At 66.0% G+C, this 13,959-nt stretch carries 17 protein-coding genes; 8 read left to right on the plus strand and 9 right to left on the minus strand.

Features of this window, described 5'->3' with window-relative positions; genetic code table 11:
- Positions 1 to 7: 7 nt before the first annotated feature.
- Genes thrC through VHAB30_RS15045 form a run of 4 tightly spaced genes read right to left on the minus strand, consistent with a single transcriptional unit; the run spans position 8 to position 5,023 of the window.
- Entirely contained in the window at positions 8 to 1,423 is a 1,416-nt protein-coding gene (gene thrC, locus VHAB30_RS15030) for a threonine synthase (RefSeq protein WP_159277542.1), read from the minus strand.
- On the minus strand, positions 1,420 to 2,742 hold the full coding sequence (locus VHAB30_RS15035) for a homoserine dehydrogenase (RefSeq protein WP_159277543.1): 1,323 nt from the start codon (positions 2,740 to 2,742) through the stop codon (positions 1,420 to 1,422). The genes thrC and VHAB30_RS15035 overlap by 4 nt, the downstream gene beginning before the upstream one ends.
- 14 nt (positions 2,743 to 2,756) lie before the next feature.
- Positions 2,757 to 3,794 (minus strand): DUF1176 domain-containing protein, encoded by a 1,038-nt coding sequence (locus tag VHAB30_RS15040; protein WP_159277544.1) that lies wholly within the window; start codon positions 3,792 to 3,794, stop codon positions 2,757 to 2,759.
- Complete coding sequence (locus VHAB30_RS15045; protein WP_070059597.1) at positions 3,791 to 5,023, minus strand: pyridoxal phosphate-dependent aminotransferase; 1,233 nt, start codon at positions 5,021 to 5,023, stop codon at positions 3,791 to 3,793. Before VHAB30_RS15045 ends, VHAB30_RS15040 begins: the two co-directional genes overlap by 4 nt.
- Positions 5,024 to 5,123: 100 nt before the next feature.
- Between VHAB30_RS15045 and VHAB30_RS15050 the strand changes: the two genes are divergently transcribed.
- From VHAB30_RS15050 to VHAB30_RS15085, 8 genes are all read left to right on the plus strand, one after another.
- Positions 5,124 to 5,507: an Mth938-like domain-containing protein gene (locus VHAB30_RS15050; RefSeq protein ID WP_062472996.1), complete on the plus strand. Its 384-nt coding sequence runs from the start codon at positions 5,124 to 5,126 to the stop codon at positions 5,505 to 5,507.
- Between the two features lie 144 nt (positions 5,508 to 5,651).
- Positions 5,652 to 6,128 (plus strand): peroxiredoxin, encoded by a 477-nt coding sequence (locus tag VHAB30_RS15055; protein WP_062472998.1) that lies wholly within the window; start codon positions 5,652 to 5,654, stop codon positions 6,126 to 6,128.
- A gap of 217 nt (positions 6,129 to 6,345) precedes the next feature.
- Entirely contained in the window at positions 6,346 to 8,148 is a 1,803-nt protein-coding gene (locus tag VHAB30_RS15060) for a PhoH family protein (RefSeq protein WP_159277545.1), read from the plus strand.
- Positions 8,149 to 8,303: 155 nt separating this feature from the next.
- Entirely contained in the window at positions 8,304 to 8,678 is a 375-nt protein-coding gene (locus VHAB30_RS15065; RefSeq protein WP_159277546.1) for a VOC family protein, read from the plus strand.
- Positions 8,679 to 8,684: 6 nt separating this feature from the next.
- Complete coding sequence (locus VHAB30_RS15070) at positions 8,685 to 9,134, plus strand: EVE domain-containing protein (RefSeq protein ID WP_070059600.1); 450 nt, start codon at positions 8,685 to 8,687, stop codon at positions 9,132 to 9,134.
- 43 nt (positions 9,135 to 9,177) lie between these two features.
- Positions 9,178 to 9,627 carry a GyrI-like domain-containing protein gene (locus tag VHAB30_RS15075; protein ID WP_159277547.1) on the plus strand — a complete coding sequence of 150 codons (450 nt, stop codon included), beginning with the start codon at positions 9,178 to 9,180 and terminating at the stop codon, positions 9,625 to 9,627.
- On the plus strand, positions 9,624 to 10,103 hold the full coding sequence (locus VHAB30_RS15080; RefSeq protein WP_139706141.1) for an MGMT family protein: 480 nt from the start codon (positions 9,624 to 9,626) through the stop codon (positions 10,101 to 10,103). The genes VHAB30_RS15075 and VHAB30_RS15080 overlap by 4 nt, the downstream gene beginning before the upstream one ends.
- Positions 10,103 to 10,852, plus strand: coding sequence for a helix-turn-helix transcriptional regulator (locus tag VHAB30_RS15085; protein ID WP_070059603.1), 750 nt, complete (start codon positions 10,103 to 10,105; stop codon positions 10,850 to 10,852). The genes VHAB30_RS15080 and VHAB30_RS15085 overlap by 1 nt, the downstream gene beginning before the upstream one ends.
- A gap of 15 nt (positions 10,853 to 10,867) precedes the next feature.
- Here VHAB30_RS15085 and dnaB read toward each other — a convergent pair whose 3' ends face one another.
- From dnaB to rpsF, 5 genes are all read right to left on the minus strand, one after another.
- Complete coding sequence (dnaB, locus tag VHAB30_RS15090) at positions 10,868 to 12,274, minus strand: replicative DNA helicase (protein WP_062473012.1); 1,407 nt, start codon at positions 12,272 to 12,274, stop codon at positions 10,868 to 10,870.
- Between the two features lie 172 nt (positions 12,275 to 12,446).
- The gene (gene rplI, locus VHAB30_RS15095) at positions 12,447 to 12,899 is read right to left on the minus strand and encodes a 50S ribosomal protein L9 (RefSeq protein ID WP_056583114.1); all 453 of its coding nucleotides are present in this window, start codon (positions 12,897 to 12,899) and stop codon (positions 12,447 to 12,449) included.
- Positions 12,900 to 12,914: 15 nt separating this feature from the next.
- Positions 12,915 to 13,196, minus strand: a complete 282-nt coding sequence (gene rpsR, locus VHAB30_RS15100) for a 30S ribosomal protein S18 (RefSeq protein ID WP_007830781.1) — start codon at positions 13,194 to 13,196, stop codon at positions 12,915 to 12,917.
- A gap of 21 nt (positions 13,197 to 13,217) precedes the next feature.
- Positions 13,218 to 13,532: a primosomal replication protein N gene (priB, locus tag VHAB30_RS15105; RefSeq protein WP_062473014.1), complete on the minus strand. Its 315-nt coding sequence runs from the start codon at positions 13,530 to 13,532 to the stop codon at positions 13,218 to 13,220.
- A 4-nt stretch (positions 13,533 to 13,536) separates the two neighbouring features.
- Complete coding sequence (gene rpsF / locus VHAB30_RS15110; protein WP_062473016.1) at positions 13,537 to 13,911, minus strand: 30S ribosomal protein S6; 375 nt, start codon at positions 13,909 to 13,911, stop codon at positions 13,537 to 13,539.
- Between the last annotated feature and the right edge of the window lie 48 nt (positions 13,912 to 13,959).

Consider the following 13,959-nt stretch of genomic DNA (forward strand, 5'->3'; position numbering starts at 1 on the left):
GCCCCGGTCAGTCGCAGTGCTGGGCGATGTAGGCCTTGACGGCCTCGGCATCGGCCGGCAGCTGGACCACGCGCTTGGGCAAGGCTTCGATGCCTTCGAACTTCTTCGGGCGCGCGGGCTCCTCGCCCAGCGCCTCGACCACCGTGGCCGCGAACTTGATCGGCAGCGCGGTCTCGAGCACCACCATCGGCACGCCGGGCGTGAGCTGCTCGCGCGCGGCCTTGAGGCCGTCGGCGGTGTGCGGGTCGATCAGCGTGGCGAAGCGCTTCTCGGTGTCGCGGATCATCGCGAGCCGGTCGGCGTGCGTGCTGCGGCCGCTGCGAAAGCCGAAGCGCTCGGCGGCCTGCTTGAACGCCGGGTCGGCGCTCAGGTCGAAGCTCCCCGTCAGGCCCAGGTCGTCCACGAACAGCTGGCGCAGACGGGCGGGATCGCGGCCGACCAGGTCGAACACGAAGCGCTCGAAGTTGCTGGCCTTGCTGATGTCCATCGACGGGCTGGAGGTTTCGTGCGTGTCGACCGCCGCGCGCACGCGGTACACGCCGGTGCGGAAGAACTCGTCGAGCACGTCGTTCTCGTTGGTGGCGACCACCAGCGTCTGGATCGGCAGGCCCATCATGCGCGCCACGTGGCCCGCGCAGACGTTGCCGAAGTTGCCCGAGGGCACGGTGAAGCTCACGGGCTTGTCGTTGCTCGCCGTGGCCTGGAAGTAGCCCGCGAAGTAGTAGACGACCTGCGCCAGCAGGCGCGCCCAGTTGATCGAGTTGACCGTGCCGATGCGGTACTTGCGCTTGAAGGCCAGGTCGTTCGACACCGCCTTGACGATGTCCTGGCAGTCGTCGAACACGCCGGTGATGGCGATGTTGTGGATGTTGGCGTCCTGCAGGCTGAACATCTGCGCCTGCTGGAACGGGCTCATGCGGCCGTCGGGCGAGGTCATGAAGACGCGCACGCCCTTCTTGCCGCGCATGGCGTACTCGGCCGCGCTGCCGGTGTCGCCACTGGTGGCGCCCAGGATGTTGAGCTCGGCGCCGCGGCGGGCCAGTTCGTACTCGAACAGGTTGCCCAAGAGCTGCATCGCCATGTCCTTGAAGGCCAGCGTGGGGCCGTTGGACAGGGCTTCGAGGTACACGCCATCTTCGAGCTCGCGCAGCGGCACGATCTCGTCGGTGCCGAACACCTCGGCCGTGTAGGTCTTCGCGCAGATCGCCTTCAGGTCGGCCGCAGGAATGTCGTCGATGTACAGCGACAGGATTTCGAAGGCCAGCTCGGCGTAGGGCAGCGTGCGCCATTTGGCGAGCGTGGCGGTGTCGACCTGTGGGTACGTCTCGGGCAGGTACAGGCCGCCATCGGGCGCCAGGCCTTCGAGGAGGATTTCGCAGAAGCGCTTGCGGTCGGCGTGGCCGCGGGTGCTCAGGTAGTTCACTTCAACTCTTCCTTGCGGATGCGCACGATGGGCTCGAGCACGGTAGGCAGCGCCTGCAGCTCGGCCATGACGTCGTCGACGGTGCCTTCGCGCGCGTCGTGCGTGAGGATGATGAGGTCAGTCTGCGTCGAACCCTCGCCGCCCACTTCGTCGGCTTCGCGCTGCAGCACGGCGTCGATGCTGATGCCGGCGGTGGCCAGCAGGCCCGTCACCTTGGCGAGCACGCCGGCCTGGTCGGCCACGCGCAGGCGCAGGTAGTAGCTGGTGACGACTTCCGACATCGGCAGCACCTTCAGGTCGCTCATGGCGTCGGGGTGGAAGGCCAGGTGCGGCACGCGGTGTGCGGCGTCGGCGGTGTGCAGGCGGGTGATGTCGACGAGGTCGGCGATCACGGCGCTGGCGGTCGGCTCGCTGCCGGCGCCCTTGCCGTAGTACAGCGTGGTGCCCACGGCGTCGCCGTGCACGACCACGGCGTTCATGGCGCCTTCGACGTTCGCCAGCAGGCGCTTGGACGGCACCAGCGACGGGTGCACGCGCAGCTCGATGCCCTGGGCAGTGCGCTTGGTCACGCCCAGCAGCTTGATGCGGTAGCCGAGCTGCTCGGCGTACTTGATGTCTTGTGCAGCGAGCTTGGTGATGCCTTCGACGTGGGCCTTGTCGAACTGCACGGGAATGCCGAAGGCGATGGCGCTCATCAGCGTGACCTTGTGCGCGGCGTCGACGCCTTCGATGTCGAAGGTGGGGTCGGCTTCGGCGTAGCCCAGGCGCTGGGCTTCCTTCAGCACGGTGGCGAAGTCCAGGCCCTTGTCGCGCATCTCGGACAGGATGAAGTTGGTGGTGCCGTTGATGATGCCGGCCAGCCACTGGATGCTGTTGGCCGTGAGGCCTTCGCGCAGCGCCTTGATGATCGGGATGCCGCCGGCCACCGCGGCCTCGAAGGCCACCATCACGCCCTTGGCATGCGCGGCCGCGAAGATTTCGGTGCCGTGCACGGCGAGCAGCGCCTTGTTGGCCGTGACCACGTGCTTGCCGGCCGCGATGGCTTCGAGCACCAGCTGCTTGGCGATGCCGTAGCCGCCGATGAGTTCGATGACGATGTCGATGTCGGGGTTGGCGATGACTTCGCGCGCATCGGCGACCACCTTCACGCCTTCGCCGGCCACTTCGCGGGCGCGGGCGGTGTCGAGGTCGGCCACCATGGTGATCTCGATGCCGCGGCCGGCGCGGCGCTTGATTTCTTCCTGGTTGCGCTGGAGCACCTTGAAGGTGCCGCTGCCGACCGTGCCTGCGCCGAGCAGGCCTACTTGGATGGATTTCATGGGAGGGGTCGCGTTCATGGTTTGGATGAGGTAAGAGACGGTGCTGCGGCGTCCACGAGGCGGCTGACGTAGCGCGGCAGGCTCCAGGCGCCACCCGCGAAACCGCGGCACATGCCGTCGCCGTTCGCACCGGTGCGCACGAAGGTCGTGCCGTTGAAGTGCCAGGTTTCGCTCGACCAGCAGTCGCCGATGCCGCGCCCCTTCATGGAAGAGGTGACGCTGGCGTCCTTGTCGTCGAACTCGCCGCTCGCCTCGAGCGACACGGGCGCATAGGGCGGCTTGTCGTTGGCGGTCCAGAGCAGCGTGGTGTAGTTGTACGCGCCCACGCCGCAGCCCAGCGCCAGGAGCACCTTGCGGTCGCTCAGGCGGTGAACCTCCACCGACTTGGCGTTGACCTGGTCCTGGTTGTTGCACCGCTCGCGCGCGTCTTTCAGGTCGAGCGACGGAAAGATGCGCGCGGCCAGCGCGTCGTCGCCAAGCCGCGCCTTCGGCGGCTTGACCACATGGACGACGGGCATGGGCACCGGCGGCAGCACGGAAGATTCGGGCTTGGCGCCCTTGCGCACCAGCGCACCCGGGGTGCCGACGCGGCCTTGCGTTTCGTCCATTTTCAGCAGCACGGCGTTGAGGCCGGCGAGCGACAGCGTCCACTTCTTGCCACCGTTGGCCGTGACGGTGGCGTCGTCGCTCTTGAGCAGTTCGGGCAGCACGGCGCGGATCTGGCCCTGGTCGAAGCTGGCGGTTCCCGCGTCGAGGCCGGACAAGGCGGCCTTGCCGACCTTGAAGCGCAGCGGCCCCTTGGCACTGCCGTCATCGCCGATCTGCAGCTGGATGTCGAGGGCCGTGTTCGGCCCGGCCGCGCGGGTGATCAGCATCGACACCTGCTGGTGCTCCCCGCCGTCCGCCTGGTAGCCGGCGGCGCGGCAGGTCAGCGTGTTGTCGCAGACCAGTTCCCAGTCGTTGTGCGAGAACGAAATGGGCTCTTTCTTCCCGGCCGCGCCGACAGACAGTGCGCCCAGCAACAGCGCGACAGCGACGCAGGCGGATTTCATGGTCCCGTCTTGCGACGCAACCGGTACTGCTCCAGGAACTTGGCGATGCGGTTGATGGCCTCGCGCAAGTCGTCTTCGTGGGGCAGGAACACGATGCGGAAGTGGTCCGGCGTGGCCCAGTTGAAGCCGGTGCCCTGCACCAGCATCACGCGGGTTTCCTTCAGCAGCTCGAGGAAGAACTGGCGGTCGTCCGCGATCGGATAGACCGCGGGGTCGAGCTTGGGAAACATGTAGAGCGCGGCGCTGGGCTTGACGCAGCTCACGCCCGGGATGGCGGTGATCAGCTCGTAGGCCAGGTCGCGCTGGCGGCGCAGGCGCCCGCCTTCGCACACGAGGTCGTTGATGCTCTGGTAGCCGCCGAGCGCCGTCTGGATGGCCCACTGGCCCGGCACGTTGGCGCACAGGCGCATGTTCGAGAGCATGTTCAGGCCCTCGATGTAGTCGCGTGCGCTGCGCTTGTCGCCCGACACCACGAGCCAGCCGGCGCGGTAGCCGCACGAGCGGTAGCTCTTGGAGAGCGAGTTGAAGGTCAGCGTGAGCACGTCGGTCGACAGGCTGGCGATGGCCGTGTGCTTGACGCCGTCGTACAGCACCTTGTCGTAGACCTCGTCGGCGAAGATCACGAGGCCGTGCTCGCGGGCGATCTCGACAAGGCTCTTGAGCAGGTCGTCGGAATAGAGCGCGCCGGTCGGGTTGTTCGGGTTGATGACCACGATGCCCTTGGTGCGCGGCGTGATCTTGGCGCGGATGTCGGCCAGGTTCGGCATCCAGCCGTTGTCCTCGTCGCACAGGTAGTGCACCGGCGTGCCGCCCGACAGGCTCGTGGAGGCGGTCCACAGCGGGTAGTCGGGGGCCGGCAGCAGCAGCTCGTCGCCGTCGTTGAGCAGCGCGTTGGTGGACATGGCGATCAGCTCGCTGGCGCCGTTGCCCAGGTAGATGTCGTCGAGCGTGACGCCCGCGATGCCCTGCTTCTGGGTCTCGTGCATCACGGCCTTGCGCGCCGCGAAAACGCCCTTGCTGTCCGAGTAGCCCGCCGAGGTCGGCAGGTTGCGGATCATGTCCTGCTGGATCTCCTCAGGCGCATCGAAGCCGAACACGGCCAGGTTGCCGATGTTGAGCTTGATGATCTTCTGGCCTTCTTCCTCCATCTGCTTGGCGGCGTCCATGATGGGGCCGCGGATGTCATAGAGGACGTTGGCCAGCTTGGCCGATTTCTTGAGCTGCTTCAAAGGGGCCCTCCCGGGCGGGTTTACTCGAAGGTCAAAGGCCCCTGCGGGCCTCGTGTCACTAGGGAAAACCTATAATTTGACCACAGTTCCCAGTGCCCCGATGAAGCTCCAGCCCGACAAATCCGACGTTCAGACCCTCACCGCACACGGCCCCGGCTGGGTCGCGATCAACAACGAAAAGGTGGAGGGCAGCGTCGTCGTGGGTTCGCGTGGCGAACGCTTTGCCTGGGATTGCACGCGTTTCGACCAGCTGGGCCCCGAACAATTCGCGCAATTGGCGTCGTTGGGCGCCGAATTGGTCATTTTCGGCAGCGGCAACCGCATCCGATTTCCCCAACCCGCATGGCTGCAGCCCCTGATGGCGCAACGCACCGGCGTGGAGACCATGGACACCCCGGCGGCCTGCCGCACCTACAACATCCTGGCCGGCGAAGGCCGGCACGTCATCGCCGCCCTGCTCGTCGAGAGCCCGGCGGGTGGCTGAGAGAGGGGTTTTCGAGGTAAAATACCGGGTTGCGAACCGGCCAGCTACCCCAAGTTAGCAACGACCAATCCTCCGTTCATCGAGCAAGCCCGAAAAAGGCTGAGAGGGCTCGGAGAACGGAATCTAACGGAGAAAACAAGTTTCATGGCGATCGTTGTCAACAAACCCATTCCTGAATTCGACGCCAACGCCACGGGCGGCATCAAGGTTTCGAACACCTCGCACCTCGGCCACGTCATGGTCATGTATTTTTACCCGAAAGATAACACTCCGGGTTGCACGACCGAAGCGATGCAGTTCCGCGACCACTACAAAGACTTCGAAAAAGCCGGTGCCACGGTCTTCGGCGTCTCGCGCGACAACATGAAGTCGCACGACGAATTCAAGGCCAAGCTCGAACTCCCCTTCGAACTGATTGCCGACACCGAAGAAAAAATGTGCCACATGTTCGGCGTGGTCAAGAACAAGATCATGTACGGCAAGAAGGTCAAGGGCATCGAGCGCAGCACTTTCCTGATCGGCGCCGACGGCATCCTGAAGGCCGAATGGCGCGGGCTCAAGGTTCCGGGCCATGTCGAAGACGTCCTTAAGGCCGTCAAGGCACTCAAGAAGGCCGCCTGATCGCGCCGCAAGGCACCGGGCGTGCGCTTTTGCATCAAGTCGTGGGAATTGCCCCACGCGGTGTGCAAAGAGCCTCTGGTGCGTCTTTTGCGGTGTGCATAATGGCCTCATGCCGTTGAGCTCCACGACCGCATCCTCCGAACGAAGCCGCCTGGGTCTACAGGCGGCTTTTTCGTTTTCCGGCCCTCCTCTTTCTTCCTTGCGAGCGACCTGACCCATGCCATTGCCTCCCGCCCCCACGAAACGCGCCGCATTGCTCTCGCCGGACGCGATCGACGCACCCGCCCGTCCCTCGCACAGAAACTCGCGCCGTTCCGGCGATTCGCGCGACGACGCCCCCGCCAAGAGCGGACCGCAGCCGCTGGAGCTGTTCGACAACCTCGGCACGGAAGGCGGCGGCGATGCGCCTGTCGCGCGTCCGGCACGCCGCGCGAAAACCAAGGCTGCACCCGCCCCGGCACCCACGTCGGCACCGGTGAGCGCACCGCAGCAGCAACAACCCGCGATGGTGCAGGTCGAGACGCGCGTGCCCACGCCTGCCCCGGCAGCCGCCTCGCCCGTCGCGGCGCCCCAGCAGGCCCCTGCACGCCCCAAGCGCAAGTCCACCGGCCCCGCCAAGCTGTTCGTGCTCGACACGAACGTGCTGCTGCACGACCCGATGTGCCTGTTCCGCTTCGAGGAGCACGACATCTTCCTGCCGATGATCGTGCTGGAAGAGCTCGACGGCCACAAGAAGGGCACGACCGAAGTCGCACGCAACGGCCGCCAGACCAGCCGCACGCTCGACGCGCTGGCCGCCGCGCAGGACGCCGACATCGACAAGGGCCTGAAGCTGGACACCACCGGCCACCGCGAAGCCGGCGGGCGCCTCTTCTTCCAGACCGCCCCGCTCGACTACTCGCTGCCGATCAGCCTGCCCCAGGGCAAGGCCGACAACCAGATCCTGGGCGTCGTGCACGCACTGCGCGACGAGTACGCCAAGGACCGCCCGGGCAAGCCGAAGCAGGAAGTGGTGCTGGTGTCCAAGGACATCAACATGCGCGTCAAGGCGCGCGCGCTGGGCCTGGCGGCCGACGACTACCAGAACGACAAGACGCTGGAAGACGGCGACCTGCTCTACGCCGGCTCGCTCGCCCTCCCGCCCGACTTCTGGACCCGCCAGAGCAAGACGGTCGAAAGCTGGCAAAGCGGCAGCAACACCTTCTACCGGATCAGCGGCCCGCTGGTGCCCAACCTGTACATCAACCAGTTCGTCTTCTTCGAGGCGCCCGGCGAGCCGAGCATGTATGCGCGCGTCACCGAAATCCGCGACAAGACCGCGGTGCTCAAGACGCTCAAGGACTACAGCTCGGGCAAGAACGCGGTCTGGGGCGTGAACACGCGCAACCGCGAGCAGAACTTCGCGATGAACTTGCTGATGGACCCCGAGATCGACTTCGTCACGCTGACCGGCACGGCCGGCACCGGCAAGACCCTGATGGCGCTGGCTTCCGGCCTCACCCAGGTGCTCGACGACCGCCGCTACACCGAGATCATCATGACCCGCGCCACCGTGAGCGTCGGTGAAGACATCGGCTTCCTGCCCGGCACCGAGGAAGAAAAGATGGGCCCCTGGATGGGCGCACTCGACGACAACCTCGAGTTCCTGGCCAAGGGCGACGGCGGCGGTGCCGGCGAGTGGGGCCGCGCGGCCACCAACGAGCTGATCCGCAGCCGCATCAAGGTCAAGAGCATGAACTTCATGCGCGGGCGCACCTTCCTGAACAAGTACGTGATCATCGACGAGGCGCAAAACCTCACGCCCAAGCAGATGAAGACGCTGATCACCCGCGCCGGCCCCGGCACGAAGATCATCTGCATGGGCAACCTCGCGCAGATCGACACGCCCTACCTCACCGAAGGCTCGTCGGGCCTGACCTTCGCGGTCGACAAGTTCAAGGGCTGGCCGCACGGCGGGCACATCACGCTGGCGCGCGGCGAACGCTCGCGCCTGGCCGACTTCGCAAGCGACGTGCTCTAAGCTCATCGGCACCGACCGACCCAAGCCCGCGCATGCTCCCGGAGCATCGCGGGCTTTTTTTCGCCCGCCATGACAGGCTACTGACAAGACGTTGTCAGGAGGCGGCTCGCACCATCCAGGCTCCTTCCAACGCAACGAACGAAAGAGAGCTCTTCATGACCACCCATGCCATCACCTGGTTCGAGATTCCGGTCGCCAACCTGGACCGCGCCCAGGCCTTCTACGAAACCGTGCTCGCGCGCAAGCTGCGCCGCGAAGACTTCGGCGGCAACCCGCTGGCCGTGTTTCCCTACGACGACCCCGCCACTGGCGGCGCGCTGAAGCCCGGCGCCGACACCAGTGCGCAGGCCGGCAGCGGCATCCGCGTCTACCTCGACTGCATGCCCAGCATCGATGCCGTGCTCTCGCGCGTCGAAGCGGCCGGCGGGCAGATCGTGGCGCCCAAGTCGGCGCTGCCACCGGGCATGGGCTTCATCGCCCACCTGCGCGACACCGAAGGCAACGAAGTCGGCCTGCACGCCCCGGCCTGAGACACCATGGCACAGCGCAACTGGATTGCGGTCGCCAGCGCCGAGCATGCCCGGCGCGGTCGGGACCACCGGCCGCTCGGGTTCATGCAGGTGGGCCACGGCAAGCTCGCACCGCTCAAGCGCGTGGCGGCGGGCGACCGCGTGGCCTACTATGCGCCGGCCACGGTGTTCGGCGGCACGGACAAGCTGCAGAGCTTCGTGGCGCTGGGCATCGTGCAGCCCGGTGATCCCTACGAGTTCGACATGGGCAACGGCTTCGTCCCATGGCGTCGCGACGTGGCCTATGTCGCCGCGCACGAGGCGCCCATCGCCCCGCTGATCGAACGCCTCGCCTTCATCGAAACCCCGAAGCAATGGGGCTACAAGTTCCGCTTCGGCCTGTTCGACATCACCGACATCGACATGAAACTGATCGCGCAGACGATGAAGGCCGAACCGAAAGCGCTCCTGTTTTGAGCGCTTTCGCCCTCCTCATCCGCCACTTCCGGAGAAACAACGCATGGACCCCATCCGCCAACACCACGACGCCTTCCGCGTCTGTGGCCTCACGGTACGCACCACCAACCGCGAAGAGATCGACCCCGCCACCGCACGCATCGGCGCGCTGTGGAACCGCTTCTTCGGCGAACAGACCTACGAGTCGACGCCGCACCGCACCAGCGACACGCGCATCTTCAGCGTCTACTCCGCCTACGAATCGGACGCGCACGGCGCCTTCGACATGACGGCCGGCGTCGCCGTCTCGGATGGCGCCAACAGCGTCGCCATCGAAGCCGGCGACTACCTCTTGTTCACCGGCCGCGGCGAGATGCCGCAGATGGTGATCGCCACCTGGCAGCGCATCTGGCAGTATTTCGAGGCGCACCCGGAAATCGTGCGCCGCTACCGCAGCGATTTCGAAGCCTACGAGGGGCCGGACGCAGTGGCGATCCACATCGGAGTCTCATGAGCACACGCAAGGGCTGGCGCGACAGGCTGGCCGGCTACCCGAACCTGCCGAACGTGAAGGCCATTCCCCCGGCCATGCGCGCGCGGCATGGCGAGGGCACCATCGCCACGCCCTCGCCCGCCGAGGTCGAGGAGGCCATGCGCGGCGTGCCCGAAGGCCGGCTCGCGACCGTGCTCGGCATCGGCGAAGACATCGCGGCGCGCCACCAGGCCACCATCGGCTGCACCGTGACCACGGCCATCTTCGCCCACATGGTGGCCCATGCCACCGAGGAAGCCATGACGACCGGCGCCGGCCGCGCGCCAGGCACGCCGTACTGGCGCACGCTCAAGATCGGCGGCGAGCTCAACCCGAAGTACCCGGGTGGCATCGAGGCCCAGATGTCGCGCCTCGAGGCCGAAGGCCACACGGTGGTCCAGCGCGGCAAGCGCTACTTTGTCGAGGACTTCGCCAGGAAACTCGTCGGAACGCGTTGATGCGCCGCGCCGACCGCCTCTTCCAGCTCGTGCAGCTCATCCGCGGCCGCCGGCTCACCACGGCCGCCTTCCTGGCGCAGCGCCTGGAGGTGTCGGAGCGCACGGTGTACCGCGACGTGGCCGACCTGCAGCACCAGGGCGTGCCGATCGAGGGCGAGGCCGGCGTCGGCTATCGGCTCGGCGCGGGCTTCGAGCTGCCGCCGCTGATGTTCACGCAGGACGAAGCGTCGGCGCTCGTGGCCGCCGCGCGCATGACCCAGAGCTGGGTCGATCCGGCGATGGCGCGCAACATCGAGACGGGCCTGGGCAAGATCCTGTCGGTGCTGCCGCCGGCGGCGCGCGTGTCGGCGGAGGCGCTGGCGCTCTATGCACCGGCACTCGGACTCGACGATGCCCTGCGCACGCGGCTGCAGACGCTGCGCGAGGCCGTGCAGGCGCACCAGAAGCTGCGGCTGCACTACCGCGACGTCTCGGGCGACGCCAGCGAGCGCACGGTGCGTCCGCTGGGCTGCTTCTATTGGGGCAAGGTCTGGACGCTCTCGACGTGGTGCGAGCTGCGCAACGATTTCCGCGGTTTCCGGGTCGACCGCATGGAGGCGGTGGAGGTGCTCACCACGCGCTTCCAGGACGAACCGGGCAAGACACTGGCCGACCTGCTGCGGCAGGTGAAGGCCGAGGCACAGCGCCACAAGGTGTGGGAGCAGAAGCCGCCGGCCTCGACGTCCGAACCCGGCAGCGATGCCGGCTGACGAGCTGGCCTGCGGTCAGTACTCGTCGTTGTTGCTGTAGCCGACGAGGTTCTCGAACTTGGTGATCGGCTTCAGGAAGGCCAGCTTCACCGTGCCGGTCGGGCCGTTCCGGTGCTTGCTGATGATCACCTCGGCCACGCCCGGCTCCTTCGACTCCTTGTTGTAGTAGTCGTCGCGGTAGATGAACATGATGATGTCCGCGTCCTGCTCGATGGCGCCGGATTCACGCAAGTCGCTCATCATGGGGCGCTTGTCGGTACGCGCTTCCACGCCGCGGCTGAGCTGCGACAGCGCGATCACCGGGCACTTCAGTTCCTTGGCCAGCATCTTCAGGCCGCGCGAGATTTCGCCCACGGCCGTGGCGCGGTTCTCGTCGCCCGAGCTGCTGGTGGACATGAGCTGCAGGTAGTCGACCACGATCAGACCCAGGCGCCCGTACTGGCGTGCCAGCCGGCGCGCATTGGCGCGCAGCTCGCTGGACGAGAGGCCCGGCGTCTCGTCGATGTGCAGCGACACCGTGCGCAGTTTCTCGATGGCCTCGGTCAGGCGCGGCCACTCTTCGTCGCTGAGCTTGCCGGTGCGCAGGTGGCCCTGGTCGATGCGGCCGATGGAACCCACGATACGCACCGCCAGCTGGGCGGCGCCCATTTCCATCGAGAACACCGCCACCGGCAGCCCCTCTTCGAGCGCCACGTGCTCGGCGATGTTGATCGCCAGCGAGGTCTTGCCCATCGACGGACGCGCGGCCAGCACGATCATGTCGCCCGGCTGCAGGCCCGAGGTCATCTTGTCGAAATCGTTGAAGCCGGTGCGCACACCCGTGATGTCGTTCGGGTTCTCGGCCATCTCGGTCACGCGGTCGAGCAGCTCGACCACCAGGGAATCCATGCTCTGGAAACCCTGCTTCATCCGCGTGCCTTCTTCGCCGATGTTGAAGATCTTCTGCTCGGCTTCGTCCAGGATCTTGTCGACCGGCTTGCCCTGCGGATTGAAGGCGTTGGTCGCGATCTCGTCGGCGGCGGTCACGAGCTTGCGCAGGATGGAGCGCTCGCGCACGATCTCGGCGTAGCGCCGGATGTTGCTCGCGCTCGGCACGTACTGCGCGAGCGAGTTCAGGTAGACCAGCCCGCCGATGTCGTCGGCCTTGCCGAGGTTCTGCAGCTGCTCGAAGACCGTGATCACGTCGGCCGGCTTGCTGGCATTGATCAGCCCGCCGATGGCCGCGTAGATCAGCTTGTGTTCATGGCGGTAGAAGTCGCCGTCGACCAGCAGGTCGCCCATGCGGTCCCAGGCACCGTTGTCCAGCAGCAAGCCACCCAGCACGCTGGATTCGGCCTCGATGGAGTGAGGCGGAATGCGCAGTTGCGCGATCTGGCGGTCGGCCGACGAATCATTGTCGGCATAGGAGAAAACGGCGGACATGGACTTCCCTTGCAACCCTGCATGCTAAGCCGCGCAGGGCGCGGCGTGTGTGGACAAGGTTGTTAATAAACAGTGAACTTCCGGTGCGGCGAGGTGGACAACTCGCGCGCAGAAAAGAAAAAGCCGCCCGAAGGCGGCTTTCTTGCGTCAGCGCACCGGGCGCTGCGAACGATCAGGCGGTTTCGCCGTAGACCGTGACGGTGATCTCGACGACCACGTCGGTGTGCAGCGAGACGCTCACGGTGTTGTCGCCAACAACCTTGATCGGGCCGTTGGGCAGACGCACTTGCGACTTGGCAACCTTGTAGCCTTGCTTGTTCAGCTCTTCGGCGATGTCGCCGTTGGTGACCGAACCGAACAGACGGCCGTCCACGCCAGCCTTTTGGGTCAGCTTGACGGTCGAGCCGGCGAGCTTCTCGCCCTGGGCTTGCGATTCGGCCAGCTTGGCGGCCGCAGCCTTTTCGAGTTCGACGCGCTTGGCTTCGAATTCGGCCTTGTTGGCAGCGGTGGCGCGACGGGCGCGGCCCGAGGGGATCAGGAAGTTGCGTGCGTAGCCGTCCTTGACCTTGACGATGTCGCCCAGGCCGCCGACGTTCAGAACCTTGTCCAGAAGAATGATTTGCATGGTGTGTGCTCCTTCTTAGACGCGGTGCTGGTCGCTGTACGGCACCATGGCCAGGAAGCGCGCGCGCTTGATGGCGGTGTTCAGCTGACGCTGGTAGATCGCGCGCGTGCCGGTCAGGCGTGCGGGGATGATCTTGCCGTTTTCGCTGATGAAGTCACGCAGCGTGTCGATGTCCTTGTAGTCGATTTCTTCGACGCCAGCGACGGTGAAACGGCAGAAGCGCTTGCGCTTGAACAGCAGCGACTGGGTGTTGCGCTTCGGGCGCTTGTCTTTGTTGAATTTCTTGAACGTGGCCATTGGGGGACCTCTTGTCGAAAATTAATCTTGCTGAAAATCCTGGATGTGCAGGACCGGATGCTTGCCGTTGCCCGGTGTCGCGAGAAACCCCTGGAATCGCCAGAGACTTCCCATCGACTGCGCTGCGAGCCGCTCGGCGATGGCGCCGAACGCAACGGCCTTGAGGGCCGTCTTCACCTGCCGGGGCTTTCCCGCCTCCTGGAGCGTCGACTCATGGTCGAGCTTCAGATCGAGGGCGGGCAGGCCGGCTGGCGTGTATCGCAGGGTTCCGAGTTCGGCGACAGAGGCGGTCAGCAGAAGCTGGTTGACCCCGGTCGCCGCAGCGGCAGCCGTCACGCCATCAGTTGTTGTTGGCGGCGTATTCGGCCTGCTGGGCCTTGCGGGCCTCTTCGCGCTCGACCGTCTTCATCATCGACGAAGGACCGGTGTCGGCCTTCTTCTTCTGAACGGTCAGGTGACGCAGCACGGCATCGTTGAACTTGAACGCGTGTTCCAGTTCACCCATCACGGCTTGTTCAGCTTCGATGTTGACGCACAGGTAGTGGGCCTTGTTGAGCTTGTTGATCTGGTAAGCCAGCTGACGACGGCCCCAGTCTTCAACGCGGTGGACCTTGCCGCCGCCGGCCGTGATCAGGCCCTTGTAACGCTCCAGCATGGCCGGAACTTGTTCGCTCTGATCCGGGTGGATGAGCAAGATGATTTCGTAGTGACGCATGGCACTCCTTGTGGATTCTTCCGTGGAAGAGGAAAAGCCACCCGCAGC

The sequence above is a fragment of the Variovorax boronicumulans genome, assembly GCF_009811375.1.
In the GTDB taxonomy this organism is placed as follows: domain Bacteria; phylum Pseudomonadota; class Gammaproteobacteria; order Burkholderiales; family Burkholderiaceae_C; genus Variovorax; species Variovorax boronicumulans.